This is a genomic window from Gymnodinialimonas sp. JB5-7 (genome assembly GCF_055693405.1).
Genome location: NZ_JBVFUX010000004.1, coordinates 566,134 through 589,977, shown reverse-complemented (window position 1 = coordinate 589,977; position 23,844 = coordinate 566,134). Strand labels below are relative to the sequence as shown.

Genomic DNA, 23,844 nt, shown 5'->3' with positions numbered 1-23,844 from the left:
GGAATGATGAAGATGTGAAGGCCGCATCCACGCCGTTTGGCACGTTTTTTCTGGAAACCTTCGCAATCTCAGACCAGCATGGGGCAACGCGCGCCAGGAGAGACAGGACATGCCCCTTACCAATTCCACCTCAGGCTATGGCAGCCTGACCAAGCTGTTCCATTGGCTGATCGTGATCCTGTTTGCGGCGCAGTATATCGGCGGCAACATCATGGTCGCCATCGGCTTCAATGCGGAGTTCGCGGGCATCGGCACGAACACCTACTACAATTGGCACAAATCCCTGGGGCTGGTGGCCTTGGCTGTCGCGGTGCTGCGCATCCTGAACCGCCGGGTGGGAGAGTTGCCGCCCTGGGCGCCAACGCTGAGCACAGGCGAGCAGAAGTTCATCCACCGCGTTGAGCAGGTCTTTTACGCGGCGATGCTGATCATGCCGATCACCGGCTGGCTCTACGTGATGTACGGCCATTACGGCGTGAACCTGTTTGGCGTCTGGGAGATGCCGCGCCCGCTGCCGCGCAACGACACGCTGCGCGACGTGTTCAAATGGGCGCATATCGTGGCCGGTTGGGTCTTGTTGGCAGCGATGGTAGGCCACATCGGGCTTGTCCTGTGGCACACCGCCGTGAAGAAGGACGGGCTGCTGAAGCGGATGCTTTAGCCCGGCGGTGTGAAGCGGAGCGACAGGCAGGACATACCGCCATCAAGCTTCGCGGCCTCAGAATTTCCGATCTGAACGATGGTGTACCCGGCCTTGTCGAGCGCCTCAGCCGTGCGCGGGAAGCCTGCGGGCATAATGACGCTGTCGTTGAAGCGGATGGCGTTTGCGCAGGCCTCCTCCCCATCGGCGGTGTAGATCAGGTTGTAGCCGCTGAAGCAGTCTGAGGCGGCCAGACGGCGGGTGGTCAGCATCGTCTCTTCATCCAGAAGGCTGCAATCGGTCTTGAAATGCAAGACGTCGGGTGGCGTCTGAAGCTCTCTCACAACATAGCCCCAGTCGGACACGATGGTGCGGAGTTCGGCCACGCCGGCGGCATCGGTGCGGGCGGATTTGCCGACGAGGATTTCGCGTTCGGTGACGAGGATATCGCCGCCTTCGATGAAGCCCGGCCCGGTTATCTGGGCAATTTCGCCGTAGGCGGCTCGGATATGGGGGGCCATTTCAGCGGCCTCTCCCAGACGGGAGGGCGCACCGGGGCGCATCGCGATAGCCCCTTTGGGCAGGCAAAGGGCGGCGTCTTCGACGAAGACGGAATCGGGGAAGGTCTCAAGCGGGTCGAGCACTGTGACCTCTGCCCCCGTTGCGCGAAGGGCGGCGACATAGGCGGCGTGGTGCTGGCGAAACAGATCAAGATCCGGTGTGCCGGTATCCACAGCGCGCAACCCGTCGACGATGGAGTTCGAGGGCGCCCGGCAGATGGCATGGGTAAAGGTGTAGGATTGCGACATCACAGGCGGCCTTTTCGTGGAACACGCGGTCCACGTGACGCTAGAGCACTTCGGGTTTGATTTGAACTGGAACACGCTGCCTTGCGCATATGGCGCGCACGCGGAACGCGATAAGAGTGCCTCAGATAAAACGCAAAGCGCTATAGCCAAACAATGCACATGCCGCGAGGCATGGGGTCAGTCCACTGCGCCGCGCCTGAGCAGGGCCGCGAAGTCGGCGGCGGGCATGGGGCGTTGCAACGCGTAGCCTTGCAACACATCGCAATCGAGGTAGCGGGTGGCGGCCAGCAACATGCCGTTTTCCATCCCCTCAATGACCGTTTTCGCCTGCGCCAGGCGCGCGATCCGGCAGAGCGCACGCAGGGTCATCATCTGGCGTGGGTTTTGCTCTAGCGGGGCGACGAGGCTGCGGTCGATCTTGGCCTGATGGGGCTTGATTGCCTGCAGGGCCGCAACCGAGGAATGGCCCGAGCCGAAATCATCAAGGTCAATGCGAATGCCGCGTTCGCGGATCTTGTCGAGATTGTCCTGCGTTTCTTTGTCGATCTCATCCAGGAAGGCCGTTTCCAACAGTTCGACGGCGATCTTGTGATGGGGGCGCAGGACCTGATCCACGGCGGGCACAAATTCGGGTGCGCGCAAGCGGTTGGCGGAGGTGTTCAGCGCGATGGTTGGATAATCCAAGCCCTCTTCATGCCAGCGGGTTTGCTGCTTGGCGACATGTCGGAAGACATGGTCATCGATATCCTCGATCAGGTTCATCTCGGCGGCGGCTTGCAGGAAGCGTGCCGGGGGCAGCAGGCCGCGTTGCGGGCAGTTCCAGCGCACCAATGCCTCCGCCCCCACAATCGACAGCGTTTCGGCATCGAATTGCGGCTGGTAGTGGCAGATGAATTCGTCGTTGGCCAAGGCGTTGAGCAGATCGCGGCGTGTGTTTGTCGCGGCGGCAGGCTTGAGGTCGAATTCCCGGCGATAGGCGCGATAACCGCTGCGCCCATTGCGCTTGGCCTCATAAAGGGCGGCGTCCGCCTCGGAGAATATCGTTGATGGGTTCTTGGGCGGGCCGACGCCAAAAGCGTAGCCAATGCTGGCCCCGATATAGCAATCCTCGCCCTGGAACGTCATCGGAGAGCCGACGAGGTAGACGAGCGCCTCGCACAGCGTGATCATGTCTTCGTCGCTGGGGGCGGTGGGGAAGAAGATCGCAAATTCATCGCCACCCACCCGGAAGGCGGTGCCGGGTATATCGAATTTCTCGACCGTTGAGCGCAGGATTTCGCCCACGGATGTCAGGATGAAGTCGCCGGCCAGATGGCCGAGTGAATCGTTGACCTCCTTGAAATGATCGAGGTCGATCAGGACGAGGCAGAACTTGTCGCGCTGGCCCATGAGGCTGAACGCCTCCATCGTGACCTCATCCAGGGCGCGGCGATTGCCGAGACCGGTCAGCGCGTCGTGGCGGGCATCGTGTTGCAGCTTGGTTTGCGCGCGCTTGAGTTCGTCGGCGCGGCGGTAATCCTCGGTCACGTCGATGTTGACGCCGACCAGTTTGCTTGGCTCACCCGGGGCGGAAATGTTGCGAGCCAGGCTGCGGATGTAGCGCACTTTGCCATCTTCACGGATGATGCGGTAGTCGCGCTTGAAATCCTTGTTTTCGCGGCGGCATTCCTCGGAATAGGCGATCATGTCGTCGATATCGTCGGGGTGGATATGGCGTTCCCAGAAATCATCGGGGCGTTTGTTCATGCCATCGGTGATCCCGTAGATTTCCAGCATCCGATCGTCCCAATGGACGCTATTGGTCGCCTCATCATATTCCCACACGCCCATTTGAGAGGCCGCAACTGCCAATTGCAGTTTGCCGATGACTTTCAACAGGTCTTCGCTTTCGGCGAGCATGTCGCGGTCTACGTGCTTCACGGACCCTCTCCGGCGGGTTGGATTCATCGGGAGGACCTTATGGCCAGTGCATCTTCATAGAATTAAGATTTTCAATTCGATTTTTGCGGAATGAAGAAAAAGCCCCGCCGGGTAAGGGCAGGGCTTGAAGGGTTCGGCTTAGGCCGGTGGGGGTGGCGGAGGCGGCGGCATGACCGTGAAGAGCTGCGCAAGCTCGGTCACGTCGCCTGCGGTCTTCCAGCCATCCTGGCCTGCGGTCCAGACCATGGTTTCGCGGGTCAGCGACCCGTCCGAGACCATGCGGCCCAGATCAGCCTTGGAGAACGGGCCTTTGGTCGCGCCGTTTTCTGCCACGTGCCAGACATGTTCGACCGGCGGGGGCGGGGGCTGCGTGGGCGGCCTGATGGGGCTGCTGCTGGCCTGCGTTCATGTTGTTGGCCATCTGGTTGGCCATCGCCATGCCCATACCCATGCCAAGGCCTTCGCCCATTCCCCCACCGGGGGTGGAGGCGGCGGCGGCCATCGCTTCGGCCGTCTGGAACTGGGTGTATTTGTTGAGATCACCGACAACGCCCATCGACGTCCGCTTGTCGAGCGCCTCTTCCACCGCGGGCGGCAGGGAGATGTTCTCGATATAAAGCTCAGGCAGAGTCAGGCCGTAGGAGGCGATGGTCTCAGAGATCTTCTGAGCGACCAGATCGCCCATCTGGCCCGTGTTCGCGGCCATATCGAGCACCGGAATGCCGGAGCCCGCCATCGCCTGGCTGAACTGCTGGACGATGATGTTGCGGATCTGGTGGGTGACTTCGTCGGTGGTGAATTCACCGTCGGTGCCCACGATTTCGGTCATGAAGAGGCCGGCGTCGGCGACCTTCACCGTGTAGGTGCCGAAGGCGCGCACGCGGGTGGGCCCGAAATCGCTGTCGCGGATCATGATCGGGTTCTTCGTGCCCCACTTCAGATCGGTGAAGCGGTTGGTGTTGACGAAGTAGATCTCGGATTTGAACGGGGAGCTGGAAGCCATGGTCCCAATGCTGGAGGGACGTCATGATCGGCATGTTGTTCGTTTCGAGCATGTAGAGGCCCGGGGTGAACACATCGGCCAGCTGGCCTTCATGGATGAAGACGGCAACCTGGCCTTCGCGCACGGTCAGCTTGGCGCCGTACTTGATCTCATGTCCGTAGCGCTCAAAGCGGTAGACCATGGTGTCGCGGCTGTCATCGGTCCATTCGATGACGTCGATGAACTGGCCTTTGAGAAAATCCATAATGGGCATGGCTGTCGCGGTCCCCCTGCTGAAAATTGGGTTTGTTTCAGGGAATCATATAGGGACGAAGCCCGTGTCGCCATAGGTTTGTGACCGGGGGAAAACCGGAGGTTTTTTCACCCACGGCTCAGCTTATCGGCGCGGTGCAGGGCGGAAGATCAGGCCCGTTGCGGATATCGAGGCCGAAAAGACCGGCGAGTGCCGTGATCTCGCCTGCGGCGCCGTAGAACGCGTAGAGGGGGAAATCGCCCTCAAACCCCACCCAGGCGATGGGAAACCGGACCTCATCAGACAGCTCAAACAGGGTGGCGGCTGCGGGGCCGACGGGATCGCCGGTGATGTTGGCCGGGTCTTCGCCTGTTTCAGCAAGATGCGCGCCGTAAGTGGCAAGGGCCAGGGCATCGGATGCGGTCAGGAAGGCCGCGAAACTGGTGTCGAGCAGGAAGGTCCCGACCTCTTCCGCACAAGTGACGGGCGCGTCTGAGAAGATCAGTGCGAGGACGTCTGTTGCCCCGGTCTGTGGCGATTGGCGGGTGGCGACAAACGGGGTTTGATGCGGGACGGGCAGGCCTGCGGTTTCGACGTCCGGAAGAACAAAGAAATCAGCGGGGGCGACGATTGGGTGATCAAGGGACCAGGTGCCAAGGCTATGGGCGTTTGGACCCGTAAGACCGAGATGCGCGCCTGCATCCTCGGCCAGTACAGGGCCTATGCCACTGAAAGCGGCGGTTGCCAGAGCGGCAACGAAAGCCTTGGTTTTCAAGAGCTTTCTGACCCGCAAGGGGCGGCAGAAGCCATTCCTCGGATCCGCCGATGAATTGGGTGTAGAGGGCGACCATATTGCCGTCAGCGTCGTAGAGGCTGGCCACCGGGTAGCCGCCATCGCCCCAGCCCGAGCCCGAGACAGGGAAGGTCGCGCCAGAGGGCAGGCGCGCGATGAACGGGATGGTCGGAATGGCCGCTTCGAGTTGGTCGGCATACGTGCCGGTGTAGAGGTCGCCCGCGCTTGCCGCATAGGCATCGAGCGCGCGGACATTGGCGGGTGTCACGAAGCCCGCGAGGCCGGTATCGACGCCGATTGTGCTGAGATCTTCGCCGCAGACGACCTCGGCATTGGACCAGATCAGCGCCATGAGCGCCGCGCGGCCCTGATCCCGTTCCAACAGGCCAATCAGGCGGGCGGGCGCGTCGGGCACGGACAGCGTTGCCCCTTCGGTCTGCCACAATGTCAGCGGATCGGTTGCGTAAAGCTCGCCGCCGCGCGGACGCCACATATCCGAGACATGCAGATCGGTGGGCATGCCGATGCCTTGGCGTAGCCAGTTCGTGGCGTCCTGCGCCTGTGCCGTGCCTGCGCACAGGAAAGCGGCAAGGACAGTCGCAGGCTGGAGGAGAGGCCGTAGAAGGATCACGATGGCCCGCCGAGAAGCTCATTCGCGATCAACTCAACCGTTGGGCGCGCCTCTTCGGGCGTGAGGCCGGGGGTCAGGCGCGGGTCGTAGAGCATTTGCAGCAGCAGCTCATCATGCCGGGTGAGCAGCGCGAATTCCTCATCATCGTTGAAGATGGTGGGGCGCGCGGCCGGGCTGTCATTGGGCAGGCCTAGGCCTTGGGCGACTTCTTCGTGCACACAGGACCGGCGCAGCAGGTCGGGATGTTCATCCCGGATCACGGCAATCGCGGCGATATAGTCCGAGCTGCCCGCCGCACTAAAGGCGTAGACCGAGCAGAAGGTGAAACGGCCCAACGTCTCGATCTCGCGCACGGTGGCGTCGGAGATGCCCGGCACAAGCTGGCGCAGGAGCGGGCCGGAATTCGAAAGACTGTCGGTGTTCATATAGAGGACATGGAAGTTGCCACCGGACGACACGCTGCGCACTGAATGGCCGGTCGCGCGCGCCAGGCGCGTGGCGTAGGTGCCGAGAACAGAGCGATCTTCGGCTTGTTGCGCCTCATCCACCGTGGGTCCGAAATGCGCCTGCAAGCGCACAGGGCCTGCCCATCGGCGCAGGCGCGCCTGGGTCTGACGCTCAACAAATCGTCCGTTTTCGAGGGTATATTCGTCGTAGAGCGCAATCCGTTCGAAGTTCTGCGCCAATTGACGGGCCGAGAAAGGCGTATCCGGCCCGCCGCCATCGGTGCGCAGCAGGCCGTTCCCGATCAGGCGGGCCTGCGTGTTTTCGTAGTAGCGGGCGAAGGCAATGCTTTCGGCAGACGGCTCCACCACCTCTGGCGGGGCTTCCACCCGGACTTCCGGGCGAGGGGAGCTTTCCGGGGCCGCCGTGACGCAGGCGGCCAAGGCCAGCGTCACGGTTGGGACCACAAAGCGGAAGGGGTTTCGCACCAAGACCCCTCCGACGCCTAGGCTTGCGGGGCAGCAGGCGGTGTGTCGCCCTCTGCCGGTGCTGGACGCCGCGCGGAGGCGGAGGCCAGCGTGTCGCGCAGTTCGGCTTCCATCTTCGCCATCTCTTCCTCGGCCTCGGCGCGCTTGCGCTTGCCTTCATCGGCAATCTCGAGGCTTTCGTTGATCGTGGCGATCAGGTCGGCATTGGCCTTTTTGACCGCTTCGATGTCGAAGACGCCGCGCTCCATCTCTTCGCGGACCAGCTTGTTACTCTCGCGCAGGTTGGCCGCGTTCTGCGTCAGAAGCTGGTTGGTGAGGTCCGTGGCTTCCTTGACGGCCTTGGCCGCCGCGGTCGAGCGCTGGATCGTGACCGCTTGGGCCAGCTGGGTTTCCCACAGCGGCACGGTGTTCACGAGGGTCGAGTTGATCTTGGTGACGAGGCTTTTGTCGTTTTCCTGCACCAGACGGATCGAGGGCAGGGACTGCATCGTCACCTGACGGGTCAGTTTGAGGTCGTGGACGCGGCGTTCCAGATCGTCACGCGCGGCGCGCAGATCGCGCAGCTCCTGCGCCTTGATGACCTGATCATCTTCGGGCGCTGCGTTGACCTCAGCCTCTTTGGCGGGGATGACGTTTTCGTCGATATCTTTCAGCTTCTCTTCGCCGGCGGCAATGTAAAGCGCCAGTTCGTCGTAGAAATCGAGGGTCTTTTCATAGAGCTTGTCGAGCGATTTGATGTCTTTCATCAACGTGTGCTCATGCTCCAGCAGGTTGTCGGTGATCTTGTCGATCTGTTCCTGCACGTCTTCGTATTTCGCCAGGAAATCGTGGACGGGCTTGGCTTTGGAGAAGAGGCGCTCCCACCAGGACCGCTTGCGGTTGGGGTCCAGCTCATCCACCGAGAAGCCGCGGATGGTGCCCACGATTTCACGCAAGCTGTCACCGGCCGGGCCGACATCGTCATTCTTCACGCCCGCCAGCATCGCCTGGGAGATCTGCTGCAATTCCGCCTGAGCGGCCGATCCGAAGGACACAATGGAATTGGTGTCACCCATGTCGAGTTCCGCCATGCGGGTGCGGATTTCTTCCGCGGTGGGCTCATCTGCGGCGGGCAGGGGCACCAGATCGGCGGAGGGTTCGGGCAGGACCACGGCGTTCAGCTCATCCACCAGAGCTTCGACTTCCTTGGCCTGTTCATGTGTTTTGGTTTCCATTGATACTATCCCTGTCGTTCTAGGTATTGCGTTTCACGGCGCAGACGGTCCTGCAGGACCTCGATCTCCACGTCGAAATTGGTGCGGTCGTCGATCAGCAGCGTCTCTTTGCGGGAGGCGAAGTTCTGTTCGAGATCGTCAAGAAAAGCGATGTAGTCGGTGCGCAGCTGGTCTTCACGCTTGTTGGCGTAGAGCGTTGCGAACTGGACCGTCGCGTCGCGGGCGCCTTGCAGGTAGACGCCGAGGTAGCGACGCGCGGCGTTGAGGTCCCGGGGGTCTTCTTCGACCTGCCGGAAGAGCTGCCGCACGGTGGTCTGGAACTGATCCACGCGCGCCTCCAGCTGGCGGTCGCGGGCGCGCAGAATGGCGTCCTTTTGCTGGGTCAGCAGGGCCTCGGCCTCTTCGATCTTTCGGGCCACCCGGTCATTGGTGAAGGTGTCGACGCCTTCCATGCCCTTGTTCTTCAACGGGTCGAGGCCGAAGCTGAACAGATGCAGGCCAGCGGCGAGGAAGCCCACGACGTTGGCGGCCACAATCTCGGACACGCCAAAGGACGAGCCGCCGAGGATCAGGAAACCCACGCCCATGCCGGTGCCGATCGCGCCGAAGATCTTGCGGGGGATGGCCGGTTTGCGCGCAACCTTGCGTTCATTATAGGCGTCTTCGGCCCGCACGCCGTCGCGCGTCAGCCAGGCACCCAGCAGCAAGAGTGCGCCGCCCACCAGATCGAGCGCCATTTGCGTGACGCCGCCGCCGCCAAAGAAGGCGGGAAAGATCGTCAGCAGCGGAAGAAGGAACAGGATGTTGATCTTTGCGCCATGGCGCATGGGCTTGCGACCCTTGAAGGGGGCAACCTCCATCCGTTCATGGGTGACCATTTCGCGGGGCGCGTCGCCGTCGCGTGCCTGCCCTGTGGGGCTGAATTCTCCGCCAAAGCGTTTCGACATGGATCAGAGCGCCCCGAAGCCGCCGAAAATCGCGCCGATGATGACAAGGCTCAGCACAAAAAAGCTGACGCCTTGAAGAAAGCTGGATGACATTTTTGTCCGCACCCCGTTTCGTTTCGCCCTGCCTGCCACATCGGGCGGGCCGTGTCATGTGCAACGATATGCAGGTTTTCCTGCAAAAACCAGCCATTGACGCATGGGGCGGCAAGGGTTGGCCGTTGTCCCTCAACATCGGGGCCGCAACGCGCCTTCACAAGGGGGAAGCGGGCGGTTTGGTTCCCCAGATGTGACGGCAGGTGCCTTGACGCTGCACTGCGGCAGGCGTAAGCCAATCCCCGTGGCGATTTGTGAACCGGATTGCGGGCCACGTTAAACATTCCGCTAAAGAGGTCGAGGGCGCAGGCACTTGCGCACCCCCGACCATCAATTTGGCCCTTTGGCCTACGGATTGGAGTATGGGGCATGAAAGATACCGCCCAAAAAACGCAATGGTCGAAACGCACCCGTGCGGTGCATGCCGGCACGCGCCGCAGCCAATATGGTGAGCTGTCGGAGGCGATGTTCCTGACACAGGGCTTCGTTTATCCCACCGCCGAGGCGGCGGAGCAGCGCTTTATCGAAAGCGGGCCGGACGAGTTCATCTACGCCCGGTATGGCAACCCCACGGTTGCGATGTTCGAAGACCGGATCGCGGCGCTGGAAGGCGCCGAGGCGGCCTTTGCCACCGCGTCGGGCATGGCGGCGGTCAACGGCGCTTTGGTGTCGATGCTGCGGGCGGGGATCATGTGGTCTCGTCCCGGGCGCTCTTTGGGTCGTGTCATTATATCCTGGACGAAGTGCTGACGCGTTATGGGGTCGAAGTCACTTTCGTGGACGGCACCAACCTCGACGAATGGCGCGCCGCCGTGCGCGAGGGCACCAAGGCCGTGTTCTTCGAAAGCCTGTCAAACCCGACGCTGGAATTGATCGACATCCCCGCCGTGGCCGAGATTGCCCATGCGGTTGGGGCCACGGTGATTTGCGACAACGTCTTTGCGACGCCCGTCTACTCGGACGCCATCGCGCAGGGTGTGGATGTGGTTGTTTACTCAGCGACCAAGCACATTGACGGGCAGGGGCGCTGTCTGGGCGGCGTGATCCTTGGGACGGAGCAGTTCATTCGTAAGACAGTGGAGCCCTACCTGAAGCATACCGGTGGCGCGATGAGCCCGTTCAACGCCTGGGTCATGCTGAAATCGCTGGAGACGATGGATTTGCGCGTGCGCGCGCAAGCGGCGACGGCTGTGGCTGTGGCAGAGGCGCTGGATGGTGCGCCGGGGCTTGAGAAGGTGATCTTCCCTGGCTTGACCTCCCATCCGCAACGGGCGCTGGCGGAGCAATTGATGGAACAGCCCGGCACCATGGTGGCGCTTGAAGTCACTGGCGGGCAGGCGGGGGCGTTTCGGTTCCTGAATGCGTTGGAGATTGTGAAAATCTCGAACAATCTGGGGGATGCGAAATCGATTGCGACACACCCCGCGACGACAACGCACCAGCGCCTGAGTAACGAACAGCGGGCCGAGGCGGGCATCTCAAGCGGTCTGGTGCGGCTGTCGATTGGGCTGGAAGACCCGGCTGATCTGATCGCGGACCTCAAAGGGGCATTGGCGCAGGTATGAATGGTTTGATCATCAGACCTTATCGACCTTCCGACGCCATCGGCCTTGCCACGCTATTCCACCGCGCGGTGCAGGAGGGGACGGCAAAGCACTACTCGCCCGAGCAACGCGAGGCCTGGTGTGACCGTCCGCCAACCTCGGCCGGGTGGCGTGCGCGCGTTGAGGAGGCCGAAACGATTGTGGCCGAACGGGACGGCGCACATCTGGGATTCATGACGATGGACATGGACACGGGCTACCTCGATTTCGCCTATGTCGCGCCCGAGGCGATGGGCAAGGGCGTGGCCGATGCGCTTTACGCGGTGATCGAGGGGCGCGCGAAGGTGCAGGGTTTGTTGCGACTTGAGACGGAGGCGAGCCTGTTGGCGCAGCCATTCTTCAAACGGCGCGGCTGGCGCTTGGTGAAGCCGCAAGAGATCGAGCGCGGCGGTGTGAAGATCCCCAACGCGGTCATGGAAAAGCGCCTTGTGCGGCGGTTTGCGGCCGCATGAGCAAGTTTCTGATCCTGCAATTGCGCCCCGAGGATGAAGCGGCGGACGAAGAATTCGACGCCTTTCTGGGGCGCGGCGGATTGGCTGAGGATCAGGTGGAGCGGATCCGGTTGGATCAGGCGCCTTTGCGGGCGGTGTCGCTGGAGGAGTATGCGGGCGTGATCGTCGGCGGCGGGCCCGGCTGTGTCAGCGATGATCCCGCAGACAAGGATCCGCTGGAGGCCAGGATCGAGGCCGACATCATGGCGTTGATGCCTGAGATTTTGGCCCGCGACATGCCCTATCTGGGCTGTTGCTATGGGATGGGAATTCTGGGGGCGGCCCTGGGCGCGCCCGTCGGCAAGGGACGGTACGGCGAGGCGATTGGCGGCGTCGATTGCAACGTGACCGAAGCGGGCGCCCGCGACCCGCTATTGGCGGGGTTGCCGGGGCAGTTCCGGGCGCTGGTGGGCCACAAGGAGGCGGTCGAAGACCTGCCCGAGGGCGCGGTGCATCTTGTGGCCTCCGCCCCCTGTCCATTTCAGATGATCCGGGCGGGTGAAAACGTCTATGCGACGCAATTCCACCCCGAAGCGCGGGGTGAGAATTTCGCGCAGCGTATCGAGATCTACAAGCATCGCGGCTATTTCGCGCCGCAGGATGCAGCGGCTTTGAGCGAAACCGTGCTGGCCGAGGCGATCACGGTACCGGAGCGCATATTGCACACCTTCGTGAGCCGCTACGGTGCGTAATCGCACCATTCTGCCTTAACGCGCTGAAAATTCGGTGAAAACTGATCCAGGGCCGAGGCGCTAGCGTAGAACAATTGCAAAACAAGACTTTAGATATTCTCCGTTTGCCCCATATTGGAGGCTCGGAACAGGAAATGGGAAGGGGTGGCACATGAATGTGCATGTTAAGACCGCCGGAGAATTGCCAAGCGATGCGGATGCGCAAGAGGCGCTGGCACTTCTGACGCAATGGGCGAGTGCAGCTGGCCGGGGCCGGATGGAGGCGCTTGATCCAGACATGGCGCGCCTTGTACGGGCGCGCAGCTACCCTGAATTCGCACGCGACTATCCTGCGGATTTCAAGGTGGATGAGGCGTACAAAGCCACGCTGCCGGATTTGCAGAATGGGCCGTCGAGCCTGATCAAGGGTGAGAACCGCCGCATTCAGCATGTGGGTATCTCAAACTTCCGCCTGCCGATCCGCTATTCGGTGCAAGGCGGCGGTGAGACGCTGCTGGAGACATCGGTGACCGGGACTGTCAGCCTTGAGGCCGACAAGAAGGGCATCAATATGAGCCGCATCATGCGGTCGTTCTACAAGCATGCGGATGAGAAGTTCGGCTTTGACGTGATCGAGGCGGCTTTGGATGACTACAAGGCGGACCTGGAGTCGTTTGATGCGCGCATTCAGATGCGACTGAGCTACCCGATGAAGGTCGATAGCCTGCGCTCTGGCCTGTCTGGCTGGCAGTATTACGATATTGCGCTGGAGTTGGTTGAAACGGACGGCGTGCGGCAGCGGATCGTGCACCTCGACTATGTCTACTCGTCGACCTGCCCGTGCTCGCTGGAACTGTCTGAGCATGCCCGTGCGACGCGCGGCCAATTGGCGACGCCGCATTCGCAGCGCTCCGTCGCGCGGCTGTCGGTTGAACTGAAGGGCGAGGGGGTCTGGTTTGAAAATCTGATCGAAATGGCGCGTAAGGGCGTGCCGACCGAGACCCAGGTGATGGTGAAGCGCGAGGATGAGCAGGCCTTTGCAGAGCTGAACGCGGCCAATCCGATCTTCGTGGAAGATGCCGCGCGGCTCTTTGCCGAGCAGCTTCAGGCGAATGAAGGTGTTGGAGATTTCCGCGTGATGGCGAGCCATCAGGAAAGCCTGCACAGCCATGACGCCGTCAGCCTGCTGACGGAAGGCGACACATTCGCCGATGTCAGCCTGGATCCGAAGCTGTTCCCGTCGCTTATCCACGTTGGATGAGCGTCAGGCGATAAGCCATTGTTCAAAATGAAGAAAGCCCCGCATTGGCGGGGCTTTTTCTGTTTCTCTGATCTTTAGTTTCCGGGGCCGCGACCCTGCCCGCCGGGATCGTAGATCGGGCCATTGTCGCGATCCGTGAAGCCCGTGTAGCTGTAGCGCAAGCCACCGCGCCCGAAACCGCCCGGATCAATGATCGGGCCATTGTCTGCGTCCGTGATGCCGGTGCCAAAGCCCGGCCCTGCAGGAACGACGACGCAACCGGAGACGCCAGCTGCCCCCGCAGCGAGGCCTGCAATGCCTGCCGTGCGCAGCATTGCCCGGCGATCCATGCGCGTGCTTTTGATGTCACCCGCTTCAAGTGTCTTTGTCTTCTTGTCCGTCATCGAAAACACCTTTCAAGTGACATGGTGCGGCGCCGACATGCTGCCGGGGCCGCGTTCAGGTTGGTTATCAGTAATAGGGGCGTCCGCGACCACGGCCGATCGGGTCGGTGATGTTGCCACCAAAGTCGGCGTCGGTAATGCCCGAGCGATAGGCGATCGGGGCACCACGGCCCGCACCGATTGGATCGGTGATATTGCCGTTGTCTACGTCGGTCACGCCATAGGCGACACAGCCCGACACACCCATCGCGCCAGCCCCGAGGCCGGCCAGACCGACGGAACGCAGAACCGTCCGGCGATCAACGCGCTTCGATTTGATCTGATCTTCGGTCAAAGGCTTCCCGGCAGAGGGGGCCTTCTTCTTCTTGTCGTGGTTGTTGTCGTCCATCTTATGGTCTCCCTTGCTGGAAATGGCTGGGTGAGAAAATGTCATCAGCGCACGCGAATGCGCCGGTCGTGCTAATCCTTATCGGTGTGAGCCTGGGCATCCGCATCGGTTGGCGCGGTTGCCACGACATCATGGTCGGTTGCGACCGCATCTGCATCGGTATGCGCATGGGCATCGACATCTGTGCCGGCCCCGCCAGCAGCGGGGCCGCCGCGGCGCGCATATGTGGAAATATCGCCGTCGCTGAGCGATTTTGTGGCTTTGGTTTTCGCGCCATCACTGGCCATATCATCCATCCCCTATCCCGGTCTTGGTGTCGTTTGCGCAATTGGCAGGCGCATCCGGGTTGTCGTTAAGTGTCACGGTAGACAGGAAGATACCTCAAATCAATAATTTAGTGGCCCTCGATCTTTGTGCGTTTCGGTGGTCGGGGCCGACACGTTCTTGACAGCGCGCAAGTGGCGGGCCAACGCTCCGCCCCATGTTCGATCTGCGCCCGGTGGGCTACGTTCTGGGCCTGTTGGTCCTGACCCTTGGGGTCACGATGCTGGTGCCGTTGGTGGCCGACATTCTGGCGGCCAATGGCCATTGGGGGGCCTTTGCCGAGGCCTGCGCCATCACGGTTCTGACTGGCCTCTTCGTGACGCTGGCTTGCGCCAATGGCGTCAGCAAGGGGCTGACGATCCAGCAGACCTTCATTCTGACCACGGGCGTCTGGTTGGTCTTGCCGCTGTTCGGCGCACTCCCCTTCATCTTGGGCGACAGCCAGTTGCGCGTGGTGGACGGCTTTTTTGAGGCGATGTCGGGCCTGACGACAACGGGCGCCACGATTATCACGGACATCGACACGCTGCCGGTGGGGCTGAACCTGTGGCGGGGCCTGATGCAATGGTTCGGCGGCATCGGGATCATCGTTGTGGCGATGGTGTTTCTGCCCGAACTGCGCGTGGGTGGCATGCAGATCTTCCGATCCGAGGGCTTTGACACCTTCGGAAAAATCCTGCCCCGCGCCGGTGAGATCGCCAGCCGGATTTCCGTGATCTACGTCGCGCTGACCGTCATGTGCGCTTTGACCTATTCCGCCCTGGGCATGGCGCCCTTTGACGCGGTCATGCATGCCTTCACCACGATCTCCACCGGCGGCTTTTCGAACTACAACGCCTCTTTCGGAGTGTTCCAAGGGCCGTTGGAATATGCGGGCGCGTTTTTCATGCTGCTCGCGAGTTTGCCGTTCGTGCGCTATATCCAGCTGGTCGCGGGCACGGCCCGTCCGATCCTGATCGACAGCCAGATCCGCGCCTATCTGGCGACCATCCTGACCATCGTGGCGGGGCTTGCGCTCTACCGGATCTTTGCCAATGGAACTGGTCCTGAGACGGCGCTGCGCGAAGGGCTGTTCAACGTCATCTCGATCGTGTCCGGCACCGGCTATGCCAGCACAGACTATCAGGTTTGGGGGGCGGTTGCGGTGCCTGCCTTCTTCTTCATGGGGCTGATCGGAGGCTGTGCAGGCTCGACTTCTTGCTCAATCAAGGTGTTCCGGTACCAGTTGCTCTTCGCCGCCGTGGCCACGCAGGTGCGCCGGCTTTACGCGCCCCACGGCATTTTCGAGCCCCGGTTCGAGGGGCGCCCGGTGGCCGAAGAGGTGCTGTCGTCGGTCATGGCGTTCTTTGTGCTGTTTTTTGTGACCCTGGGCATCACGGCGGTATTGCTCGGGCTGACCGGGCTGGATGTGGTCACGTCCGTGTCTGGTGCGGCTGCGGCGTTGGGCAATATCGGCCCCGGCCTGGGGGACATGATCGGGCCAGACGGCACCTATGCGGCAGTCAATGATCCGGCAAAGTGGATCCTGTCGGCCGCGATGTTGATCGGGCGGCTGGAGTTGATGGCGGTAATGGTTCTGTTCACGGCGGCCTTCTGGCGGGCCTGAGCGACCTGATCTGGCGGAGCGGCTGCGCCGCGCGCCTTTGCCTCGTTTGGCCGCGAGACGCGGCCTGCTCTCAGGCGGGGGCGCTGCCCCTTGCGCGGCTTTTCCCGCAGGGAAGAACCGCTGACCCCCGAGGTATTTTTGAAACAAGGAAGACCGGCTGCGCGGAGGGCCGAGAGGCCCGAGGCGGGGCGAGGGTCAGGCGGCGCGGATGGCGCGGCCTGCGGCGACGGCGGAGCTCCACGCCCATTGGAAGTTATAGCCGCCGAGCCAGCCTGTGACATCCACCGCTTCGCCAATGGCGTAGAGGCCGGGCTGGTTTTGGCTTTCCATTGTCTTTGACGACAGAGCGTCGGTGGCGATGCCGCCCAGAGTGACCTCTGCCGTGCGATAGCCTTCGGACGATGTTGGGGTGACGTGCCATGCCGTCAGTTGGTCTGTCAGCGCAGCCAGGGCATTGTCGGACTGATCGGCAAGGTTGCCCTGCATGGGAACGGCGTCGGCCAGGTGCTGAACCAAGGCCTTGGGCAGGAGTTCGGACAAGACTGTCCTCAACGCCTTGCCACCGCTGGTCTGGCGGCGGGTGCGCAGGTTGTCCATCAGGTTCAGGTCCGGGCGCAGGTGCAGTGACAGGCTCTCACCTTCGCGCCAGTAGGACGAGATTTGCAGAATGGACGGTCCGGACAGGCCGCGATGGGTGAAGAGCATGCCTTCGTCAAAGCTGGTGCCGTTGCACGACACGCGGGCCGGGACCGAGGTGCCGGACAGGGCCGCGAACTGTTGCTTGGCGGGGCCATCAAAGGTGAGGGGGACAAGGGCGGGGCGGGTTTCCGTATTGCGGTGGCCGAATTGTTCGGCCAAGCGATAGGCGAGGCCGGTCGCCCCCATTTTCGGGATCGACTTGCCCCCGGTGGCGAGCACCAGGTTGCGGGCAGTCACAGTCGTGGATTTGCTGTCGCGGGCGAGGTGCGCGTGAAAGTGGCTGCCATCATGGGTGATCTCCCCGATCTCGGTTTGCAGCCAAAGCTCTGAAGGGTGCATTTCGGCCAGCAGCATCGCAATGATGTCCTTGGCGGAATGGTCGCAAAAGAGCTGGCCCAAGGTCTTTTCGTGCCAGGCTATTTTGTGGCGGTCGACGAGGTCTATGAAATCCCACTGCGTGTAGCGGTTGAGTGCGGATTTGGCGAAATGCTTGTTCTCGCTGAGAAAATTCTCAGGTCCGGCGTGGAGATTGGTGAAGTTGCAGCGCCCCCCGCCGGAAATGCGGATTTTCTCGCCCGGGGATTTGGCGTGGTCCACGACCAGCGTGTCAGGGCCTGCATGGGCTGCACACATCAGGCCAGCGGCGCCTGCGCCGAGGATCAGAGTGTTGACGTGCTTTACCATAGGGGCGGGTTAGGGTGCGGCGCGGCTCAGGGCAAGGGGCTCAGGTCGACTGCGCAACACCGAAGACCTGCCCGATGCTATCCGTACCTGCCGGTGGCGGCTGATCCATGAGGTAGAGATCTCCGTCTCGCCAATCGGGCATCAATTGCGGCAGGTAGGTCTCGCCCTGCACATGGAACAGGAACCGCCAGCCCTCAACCGGACCGAGCGCGCCGCCGGTGAGGTGGTCGATCTCAGCGGGAACATTGTCTTGTACCGGGATCGGATGGCCGCCCAGTTGGTCGCCGTGAAAGGCGATGCCGGCGGCGTAGTCGGAGACGGTTGCATCTTCGAGACCGGACAGGTGCGCCTCTCTGAGCGCGTGCAAAATGTCGCGCGTGCGTTGGGGGGCCTGCCAGGCACGGTCATGGGGCAGGCTGATTGCGTCAACGGCGTCCAGCCGTTCGCAATCGGCGGTCTCCGACCAGGGCGCTTCCGGGCCGCCGTAATACTGGTTCTGCTGCAACAGGATGCTGGTGCTCCAATGCTCTATCACGGCCGAGGGCGTTGCATGGCGGATGATCTGGTCGCGTGGCGTTGCGTCGTGGATCACCTGTACCCATTGGGCTGCGGCCATGGCGTCAGCGCTGTGATGACCGGACGGATCCGTAAAAAGCAGCAGGCGCCCCATCGACGGAAGCGCCGGATCAAAGCCCGGGCGGGACGATAGGGTGTCGAGGTCGAATTGCGCAATAAAGCCCAGAGGTGCAGGCGCTGAGTTGTAGGCAATATAGGCATTGATCCATTCGGCGCTGTAAACGTTGCGCAGAGCTTCGGGCCAGTTTGCCACGGCTTCAGCCACGCCCTCATAAGGCGCGCGGATGGGCCAGGGCAGATCTGCGCCCATATCGGGGCGACCGCCGATCTTGGACGCTCCAAGAGGGACGTCGCCCTCTGGTGTGATGCGGCGGCGGAAGGTGAGGGCCGGGCGCGCACGGGCCACGAACTGGCCGATTTCAGCCTCTGTCAGGTTCGTATGTTGCCGTAGCGCACGGATGGAAGTGGCGTGGTCGGCAAACAGTCCCATGTCCTCAATCCGCGAAGTTCCGAGAGACCTTGAGCTGATCCCAGGCCCAGACAACCTCTTGCAGCCGGTCTTCGTCAGAGCGGTCGCCACCGTTCATGTCGGGGTGCAACACCTTGATCAGCGCCTTATAGGCTTTGCGGATCTCGGGCTTGGTGGCGTTGTCGTTGACCTCGAGGATCTCGACAGCGCGGCGTTCGGTGGGCGGGAGCCGACGGCCTTTGGTGCCCCCCGGCGCGGCCCGGATTTTGCGTCGCGTTCTGGCCCAGAACCTGATGCGGATCCTCGATGCCAAGGCGCGCCCAGGCCTTTTCCTCTGCTGACTGCTTGAAGGGTTTCGTGGGCCTGTCCCAGACGCGGTCACGATCCATCTGGGCGTTCATCTCGGCCTCTGTCGTGCCTTCGAAGAAGTTCCATTTCAGGTTGTACTCCCGCACATGGTCGCGGCAGAACCAGCGGAATTCTTCAAGGTTATCAGGGCCTTTGGGCGCGCGGTATTGGCCCTGTTCCTCACAGCCGGGATGCTCGCAGACCCGCTGCGACGTCTCGAACGCGCCGGACATGCCGCGCCGACCAGTGCGGCGCTTCTTCTTATCCGTGGAAACGCGGAGGTCAAAGTTGAACGGGTCTTTGTCGGTCATGTGCGTGCCCTTCTCGACTCGGAGAGAGCAGTTTAGGGTTTTGACGGGCGAGGGAAAGATGGGAAGGGCAGAAAAGATGTCACGGGCAGAGAAAATCGAGACTGCGTTACGGGGGGCATTTGCGCCAAGCGTGTTGGAGGTGGTCGATGAAAGCGAAGCGCATCGTGGCCATGCGGGCTTTCAGGAGGGCGGTGAGAGCCATTTTAACGTGACTATTCAAAGCGATAGTTTCGCCGGCATGAGCCGGATCGCAAAGCATCGTGCGGTGCATGCAGCATTGGGCAAGGAGCTGATGTCAGAGATCCACGCCCTTGCGCTCACGGTGCGGGAATAGCGCGCCGCCGAGATCGGTTTCATCTTTGGTCTCTGTGTCTTGCCAGAGGTTTTCAACCTCGTCTTCTTCCGCCTCGACGGGCTCAGGTTCCGGGGTCATTTCAGGGGCAGGAACGGGGTGTGGCACAGCCGCCTCAGGCGCAATTTCACGCTGAAAAACCAACAGGTTACGGTAGGTTGTGGTTTTCGATGTTAGGCCCGCGCGTTCCTCTTGAGGAAGGGTGTCGGCGCGCACGTACTGCCAGCCGTCAGCGCCCAATTCATTCATCGCCTCCTCCAGTGCGTGGGCAAAGAGGGCGGGGCCTTTCAAGCCCCTGACTTTGCGGGCCTTTTCGGGCGCTGGGATGACTTTGTATTCGTAGCTTGGCATGGGAGTTTCCGCGTCTTGACCTGCCCGCTTTATGGCGAGTGAGGGGCAGGGCGGCAAGTGGGACGGAGGGCGCTGAGCCGGTGTCGTGAACCTGTCCTGAAACTGTAGTTATTCTGTAACTACGGGGTTTTCGCACTGAATTGGCGGAAATAGCAAGGTTTGGTGCGCCAAACCGGTATGGTCAATCCTGGGGATCGGACAATAGAAACGGCCTGTGTTGAAGGCGTGCAGGGATGCACATCACATTTGGGGGTGGTTTTGATACGCTTTGCTTTTTTGCGGGAATGCTGTGCGTTGCGCCGACATTTGGATCTGCACAGCAGGTGGATCTTATTGGCGGCATTGATCTGGGTTTGAGCTTTTCGGATCGCGGCGGCAACGCGCTCAACTCTTCCGGTTTGCCGGACGAGGTGGATCGGTTCAATGCCCTGACGCTGGATGGTTTCGCCACGGCGAATTTTGGGGTGGGTCTGCAGGCCCAGATCGAGGGGTTGGTCGAGCAGACCGATGTGGCGGAAACAGTGGACGGCGTCCCTGCCGACGATAGCGCAACCGATAACCGCCAGATTGCCGTGCAATTTGGATATGGAATGGACACGTGGCGGGTTGGGGCATTTCTTGCCGCAGGAGATGTGAGCTTTACGGCCGATGATCGGGATCAGGACGCTGAATTCACGGCCTTTGGATTGAGCGGTGCTTACCATGCGCCGGACTATTCCTTGGCGGTGCAGGTCGGGCGATTAGATGCCACCGCAGACAATCTGGAAGTGCTCGACGACTTTTCCTTTGGCCGGGTGACGGGCCGGTATTTCCTGAACAATGGCCAATCTGCTTTTGGTGCGCGCGTGGGGTACGGGCGCGGTCTTCAGGATGGCGATGATGTCATCGCCAATGATGCGGCGCTGCGGGAGACGGCCTTTTGGTTCGAGCAAGCGCTTTCACGCCCCGTCCTTGGCGGGCAGGCCAGCCTGCGCGCAGGCTTGAGCAATGTGCTGCTGGATGAACAAAGCACGTCAGGGGCGGTGGACCGGGTTAGCGAAGTGCGGCTGGAGCTTGGTGTGCGCGTGCTGTTCGGGGCGACGACCCCGCAAGATCGTGTCCGTTCCAGTGCGGAGCGGTTGCCGGCCTTTGGGCGGTGGCACGGACTGGCGCCGGTTGTGGACTGACATGTTTGGGATGGGGTGGACGCGCGCTTCCAGCGACGCCCCACCCGCCATCCCGCAAGGATCAGCCGTTCAACTTCTGCGCGACCAGTTGGTTGACGGCCTTGGGGTTCGCCTTGCCGCCCGTCGCCTTCATGACCTGACCCACGAACCAGCCAGCAAGCTTCGGGTTCTCTTTCGCCTTGGCGACTTGGTCAGGATTGGCGGCGATGATTTCATCCACTGCAGCCTCGATGGCGCCGGTATCGGTTACCTGTTTCAGGCCCTCGGTCTCGACGATTTCTTCGGGGTCGCGGCCTGACGTGTAGCTGATTTCGAACACGTCCTTGGCGATTTTACCGGAAATGGTGTCCGCCTCGATCAGGGCGATCAGCGACGAGAGCTGATCGGGGGTGACGGGGCTGTCCTCGATCTCGCGGTCGTCCTTCTTGAGGCGGCCGAAGAGTTCGTTGATGACCCAGTTGGCGGCGAGTTTGCCGTTGGTCTTCGCGGCCACGGCCTCAAAGTAAGCGGCGGCGTCGAGATCGGCGGTCAGGACCGAAGCGTCGTAATCGGCCAGGCCGAAATCGCCCATGAAGCGGGCCTTCTTGGCGTCGGGGAGCTCGGGGAGGTGGGCGGCGATGTCGTCGACCCAGGCCTGTTCGATCTCCAACGGCAGGAGGTCGGGATCAGGGAAATAGCGGTAATCGTGCGCTTCTTCCTTGGAGCGCATGGAGCGGGTTTCGCCCTTGTCGACATCGTAGAGGCGGGTTTCCTGATCGATGGAGCCGCCCGCTTCGAGGATGGCGATCTGGCGCTTGGCCTCCACCTCGATGGCCTGCTGGATGAAGCGGGTGGAGTTCATGTTCTTGATCTCACACCTTGTGCCGAGATGGGAGAAATCCTGCGTTTCCTGATAGCGCTCATAGGCGCCGGGCAGGCAGACGGAGACGTTCACGTCCGCGCGCAGGTTGCCGTTTTGCATATTGCCGTCACAGGTGCCGAGATAGAGCATGATCTGGCGGAGTTTCAGCAGGTAGGCGGCGGCTTCTTCCGGGCCACGGATGTCGGGGCGGGAGACGATCTCCATCAACGCGACGCCGGTGCGGTTGAGGTCCACGAAGGAAAGCGCGGGGTCCATGTCGTGGATCGATTTGCCCGCGTCCTGTTCGAGATGGATGCGTTCGATGCGGACCATGCGCGCGGTGCCGTCACCCAGTTCGACCAGCACTTCGCCTTCGCCGACGATAGGGTGGTAGAGCTGGGAAATCTGGTAGCCCTGCGGCAGGTCGGGGTAGAAGTAGTTCTTGCGGTCGAAGGCGGAGTTGAGGTGGATTTCCGCCTTGAGGCCAAGGCCGGTGCGCACGGCCTGGGCGACGCAGGCCTCGTTGATGACGGGCAACATGCCGGGCATGCCGGCATCCACGAAGGCGACGTTGGAGTTCGGCTCCGCGCCGAAAGTGGTGGAGGCGCCGGAGAAGAGCTTGGCATTGGTGGCGACCTGGGCGTGGACCTCCATCCCGATCACAAGCTCCCAATCGTGCTTGGCACCGGCGATGACTTTGGGTTTTGGGGTTTCGTAGGTCAGGTCGAGCATTTTGGCCTCCGCATTTGCGCGAGGCCGGGTTTAGGGCAGGGCGCGGGGGCGGGCAAGCGCCTACTCACATGGCGCGCACGGGCGGCTTTGGTCAGCGCCGGAAAATCCGCTGCAAATCGTGCAGGGCATCGCGTTGGCTGTCGGTCAGCCCACCGGTGGCTAAGGCGACATCGTTAATGACATTGAGCGGCGCGTCGAGGCCGTGGGACCCGGTCAGCTTCATCAACCGCTTGCCGAGCCGCGTGACAGCGGGGGCAGGGCCGTTGCATTCGTTGACCATCCAATGGCCCATCACGAGGATTTCCTCGGCTTCCGACTTGTCGATGGCGAAGTGGGATTGAAGCGCCAGGAGGTGCTTGGTGCGCAGCTCTTCGGTCTGCGTCGTGCCGAGGTCGAGAAAGGCCACGGTCAGCGCACCGGCAGCGAGCGTGTTATCCTCAATGCAATCAACCGGGTGCATATCGTGGCGGCGGCGAAAGCCGAACCGACGCACGGCGCCTGCCATGGTGCCCGCAATATCGGCGAGTTCAGAGGCCGCATTCGCAGCCATCCGTGCGCGCCAGACCCAGAAAAGGATGCCGCCCACGAGCGTCGCGAGGCCGATGAGGATGTGCATGATGGGCTCCGTACTCTTGCGTCGATGCGAGGCAGATTAGGCGCAACCAGGGGCCGATCAAACACCCGTTTTCCCTACCTGTGCGGCACAGACTGTTTCGCAAAACGCCGCGTCTGCGGGTGCATCAGAGGCCGAGAGAAAGCTGCGCGTCGGGTGATTTGGCTTTTTTCGTTTCGGGGCACGGTCATTGACAAAGTGCCGCCCCGCGCCGCCATCCTTGCGGGAGGCGTGCTTTTCAACGATCTGCGCGGCTTGCGCGCGGAACGCGTCGCCGCGGCGCACGGCCCAGACGCGGTCGCGGGCGGCTTTCGCCGCCTCTTTCACGTCCACAATCGGGGCGGGGTAACGTTTGCCGAGCAGCTGGCCCGCGCCTTCCCATGTCCACGGGGTTTGCAGATGCGCGTCGGGCACGTCGCGCAATTCGGGGCACCATTGGCGGGTAAACGCGCCGGTCGGGTCCTGATCCATGCCTTGTTTGACGGGGTTGTAGATGCGGATCGTGTTCATGCCGGTGGTGCCCGATTGCATTTGGACCTGTGGCCAGTGGATGCCGGGTTCATAATCCGTGAATTGGCGGGCGAGATGCGGGCCGGTCGCGCGCCAGTCGAGCCACAGGTGGTAGGACGCCACCGCCACCAGCATCGCGCGCATGCGGAAGTTGAGCCAACCGGTGGTGTTGAGCGAGCGCATGCAGGCGTCGACGAATGGGATGCCGGATCTCGCCCTGTTCCCATGCGTGTAGGCGGGTGGCGTCGGG

Annotated in this window: 23 protein-coding genes, 3 pseudogenes and 1 riboswitch; of the genes and pseudogenes, 8 read left to right on the top strand and 18 right to left on the bottom strand. The window is 62.1% G+C overall.

Annotation, left to right across the window (positions count from 1 at the left end; translation table 11 throughout):
- The first annotated feature begins 109 nt into the window (after positions 1-109).
- The gene (locus tag ACZ1HK_RS03705) at positions 110-661 is read left to right on the top strand and encodes a cytochrome b (RefSeq protein WP_472627514.1); all 552 of its coding nucleotides are present in this window, start codon (positions 110-112) and stop codon (positions 659-661) included.
- Here ACZ1HK_RS03705 and ACZ1HK_RS03700 read toward each other — a convergent pair.
- The 8 genes and pseudogenes from ACZ1HK_RS03700 to ACZ1HK_RS03665 all read right to left on the bottom strand — a co-directional run bounded on the left by ACZ1HK_RS03700 (position 658) and on the right by ACZ1HK_RS03665 (position 9,121).
- On the bottom strand, positions 658-1,449 hold the full coding sequence (locus ACZ1HK_RS03700; protein WP_472627513.1) for a dimethylarginine dimethylaminohydrolase family protein: 792 nt from the start codon (positions 1,447-1,449) through the stop codon (positions 658-660). The genes ACZ1HK_RS03705 and ACZ1HK_RS03700 overlap by 4 nt on opposite strands.
- 177 nt (positions 1,450-1,626) lie before the next feature.
- Positions 1,627-3,369: a putative bifunctional diguanylate cyclase/phosphodiesterase gene (locus tag ACZ1HK_RS03695; RefSeq protein WP_472627512.1), complete on the bottom strand. Its 1,743-nt coding sequence runs from the start codon at positions 3,367-3,369 to the stop codon at positions 1,627-1,629.
- A gap of 138 nt (positions 3,370-3,507) precedes the next feature.
- Positions 3,508-4,625 (bottom strand): annotated as a pseudogene (locus tag ACZ1HK_RS03690) (SPFH domain-containing protein).
- A gap of 118 nt (positions 4,626-4,743) precedes the next feature.
- Complete coding sequence (locus tag ACZ1HK_RS03685) at positions 4,744-5,379, bottom strand: hypothetical protein (RefSeq protein ID WP_472627511.1); 636 nt, start codon at positions 5,377-5,379, stop codon at positions 4,744-4,746.
- On the bottom strand, positions 5,264-6,028 hold the full coding sequence (locus tag ACZ1HK_RS03680) for a DUF4241 domain-containing protein (protein ID WP_472627510.1): 765 nt from the start codon (positions 6,026-6,028) through the stop codon (positions 5,264-5,266). The genes ACZ1HK_RS03685 and ACZ1HK_RS03680 overlap by 116 nt, the downstream gene beginning before the upstream one ends.
- On the bottom strand, positions 6,025-6,960 hold the full coding sequence (locus ACZ1HK_RS03675) for a DUF2927 domain-containing protein (protein WP_472627509.1): 936 nt from the start codon (positions 6,958-6,960) through the stop codon (positions 6,025-6,027). The genes ACZ1HK_RS03680 and ACZ1HK_RS03675 overlap by 4 nt, the downstream gene beginning before the upstream one ends.
- Positions 6,961-6,977: 17 nt before the next feature.
- The gene (locus ACZ1HK_RS03670; RefSeq protein ID WP_472627508.1) at positions 6,978-8,174 is read right to left on the bottom strand and encodes a toxic anion resistance protein; all 1,197 of its coding nucleotides are present in this window, start codon (positions 8,172-8,174) and stop codon (positions 6,978-6,980) included.
- A 5-nt stretch (positions 8,175-8,179) separates the two neighbouring features.
- Positions 8,180-9,121, bottom strand: coding sequence for a 5-bromo-4-chloroindolyl phosphate hydrolysis family protein (locus ACZ1HK_RS03665; protein WP_472627507.1), 942 nt, complete (start codon positions 9,119-9,121; stop codon positions 8,180-8,182).
- 327 nt (positions 9,122-9,448) lie between these two features.
- Positions 9,449-9,527, top strand: a riboswitch (SAM riboswitch).
- A 56-nt stretch (positions 9,528-9,583) separates the two neighbouring features.
- Between ACZ1HK_RS03665 and metZ the strand changes: the two are divergent.
- The 4 genes and pseudogenes from metZ (at position 9,584) to folE2 (ending at position 13,241) form a co-directional block, all read left to right on the top strand.
- Positions 9,584-10,779, top strand: a pseudogene (metZ, locus tag ACZ1HK_RS03660) (O-succinylhomoserine sulfhydrylase).
- Complete coding sequence (locus tag ACZ1HK_RS03655; RefSeq protein ID WP_472627506.1) at positions 10,776-11,270, top strand: GNAT family N-acetyltransferase; 495 nt, start codon at positions 10,776-10,778, stop codon at positions 11,268-11,270. The pseudogene metZ and the gene ACZ1HK_RS03655 overlap by 4 nt, the downstream one beginning before the upstream one ends.
- The gene (locus ACZ1HK_RS03650) at positions 11,267-12,001 is read left to right on the top strand and encodes a glutamine amidotransferase (RefSeq protein ID WP_472627505.1); all 735 of its coding nucleotides are present in this window, start codon (positions 11,267-11,269) and stop codon (positions 11,999-12,001) included. Before ACZ1HK_RS03655 ends, ACZ1HK_RS03650 begins: the two co-directional genes overlap by 4 nt.
- A gap of 151 nt (positions 12,002-12,152) precedes the next feature.
- A complete protein-coding gene (gene folE2 / locus ACZ1HK_RS03645; RefSeq protein WP_472627504.1) occupies positions 12,153-13,241 on the top strand; it encodes a GTP cyclohydrolase FolE2 in 1,089 nt (362 codons plus the stop codon).
- A gap of 74 nt (positions 13,242-13,315) precedes the next feature.
- Here folE2 and ACZ1HK_RS03640 read toward each other — a convergent pair whose 3' ends face one another.
- The 3 genes from ACZ1HK_RS03640 to ACZ1HK_RS03630 all read right to left on the bottom strand — a co-directional run bounded on the left by ACZ1HK_RS03640 (position 13,316) and on the right by ACZ1HK_RS03630 (position 14,299).
- Positions 13,316-13,624, bottom strand: coding sequence for a hypothetical protein (locus ACZ1HK_RS03640; protein WP_472627503.1), 309 nt, complete (start codon positions 13,622-13,624; stop codon positions 13,316-13,318).
- Positions 13,625-13,691: 67 nt separating this feature from the next.
- Positions 13,692-14,012: a hypothetical protein gene (locus ACZ1HK_RS03635; RefSeq protein WP_472627502.1), complete on the bottom strand. Its 321-nt coding sequence runs from the start codon at positions 14,010-14,012 to the stop codon at positions 13,692-13,694.
- Between the two features lie 71 nt (positions 14,013-14,083).
- Positions 14,084-14,299, bottom strand: a complete 216-nt coding sequence (locus tag ACZ1HK_RS03630) for a hypothetical protein (protein ID WP_472627501.1) — start codon at positions 14,297-14,299, stop codon at positions 14,084-14,086.
- Positions 14,300-14,493: 194 nt separating this feature from the next.
- On the opposite strand from ACZ1HK_RS03630, the gene ACZ1HK_RS03625 reads away from it, so the two are divergent.
- A complete protein-coding gene (locus ACZ1HK_RS03625) occupies positions 14,494-15,942 on the top strand; it encodes a TrkH family potassium uptake protein (RefSeq protein WP_472627500.1) in 1,449 nt (482 codons plus the stop codon).
- Positions 15,943-16,137: 195 nt separating this feature from the next.
- On the opposite strand, the gene ACZ1HK_RS03620 is transcribed toward ACZ1HK_RS03625, so the two are convergent.
- From ACZ1HK_RS03620 to ACZ1HK_RS03610, 3 genes and pseudogenes are all read right to left on the bottom strand, one after another.
- Positions 16,138-17,325: a BaiN/RdsA family NAD(P)/FAD-dependent oxidoreductase gene (locus ACZ1HK_RS03620; protein ID WP_472627499.1), complete on the bottom strand. Its 1,188-nt coding sequence runs from the start codon at positions 17,323-17,325 to the stop codon at positions 16,138-16,140.
- Positions 17,326-17,365: 40 nt separating this feature from the next.
- Positions 17,366-18,391 carry a DUF1963 domain-containing protein gene (locus ACZ1HK_RS03615; protein ID WP_472627498.1) on the bottom strand — a complete coding sequence of 342 codons (1,026 nt, stop codon included), beginning with the start codon at positions 18,389-18,391 and terminating at the stop codon, positions 17,366-17,368.
- Positions 18,392-18,395: 4 nt separating this feature from the next.
- Positions 18,396-19,029 (bottom strand): annotated as a pseudogene (locus tag ACZ1HK_RS03610) (J domain-containing protein).
- Positions 19,030-19,105: 76 nt separating this feature from the next.
- Between ACZ1HK_RS03610 and ACZ1HK_RS03605 the strand changes: the two are divergent.
- Entirely contained in the window at positions 19,106-19,363 is a 258-nt protein-coding gene (locus ACZ1HK_RS03605) for a BolA family protein (protein ID WP_472627497.1), read from the top strand.
- On the opposite strand, the gene ACZ1HK_RS03600 is transcribed toward ACZ1HK_RS03605, so the two are convergent.
- A complete protein-coding gene (locus tag ACZ1HK_RS03600; protein WP_472627496.1) occupies positions 19,325-19,732 on the bottom strand; it encodes a DUF4177 domain-containing protein in 408 nt (135 codons plus the stop codon). The genes ACZ1HK_RS03605 and ACZ1HK_RS03600 overlap by 39 nt on opposite strands.
- A 233-nt stretch (positions 19,733-19,965) precedes the next feature.
- On the opposite strand from ACZ1HK_RS03600, the gene ACZ1HK_RS03595 reads away from it, so the two are divergent.
- Complete coding sequence (locus ACZ1HK_RS03595; protein WP_472627495.1) at positions 19,966-20,898, top strand: hypothetical protein; 933 nt, start codon at positions 19,966-19,968, stop codon at positions 20,896-20,898.
- Between the two features lie 61 nt (positions 20,899-20,959).
- Here ACZ1HK_RS03595 and gatB read toward each other — a convergent pair whose 3' ends face one another.
- The 3 genes from gatB to ACZ1HK_RS03580 form a co-directional block, all read right to left on the bottom strand.
- Entirely contained in the window at positions 20,960-22,471 is a 1,512-nt protein-coding gene (gene gatB / locus ACZ1HK_RS03590) for an Asp-tRNA(Asn)/Glu-tRNA(Gln) amidotransferase subunit GatB (RefSeq protein ID WP_472627494.1), read from the bottom strand.
- 91 nt (positions 22,472-22,562) lie between these two features.
- Positions 22,563-23,087, bottom strand: coding sequence for a hypothetical protein (locus ACZ1HK_RS03585; protein WP_472627493.1), 525 nt, complete (start codon positions 23,085-23,087; stop codon positions 22,563-22,565).
- Between the two features lie 57 nt (positions 23,088-23,144).
- The gene (locus ACZ1HK_RS03580; RefSeq protein ID WP_472627492.1) at positions 23,145-23,777 is read right to left on the bottom strand and encodes an FAD-binding domain-containing protein; all 633 of its coding nucleotides are present in this window, start codon (positions 23,775-23,777) and stop codon (positions 23,145-23,147) included.
- Positions 23,778-23,844: the final 67 nt, after the last annotated feature.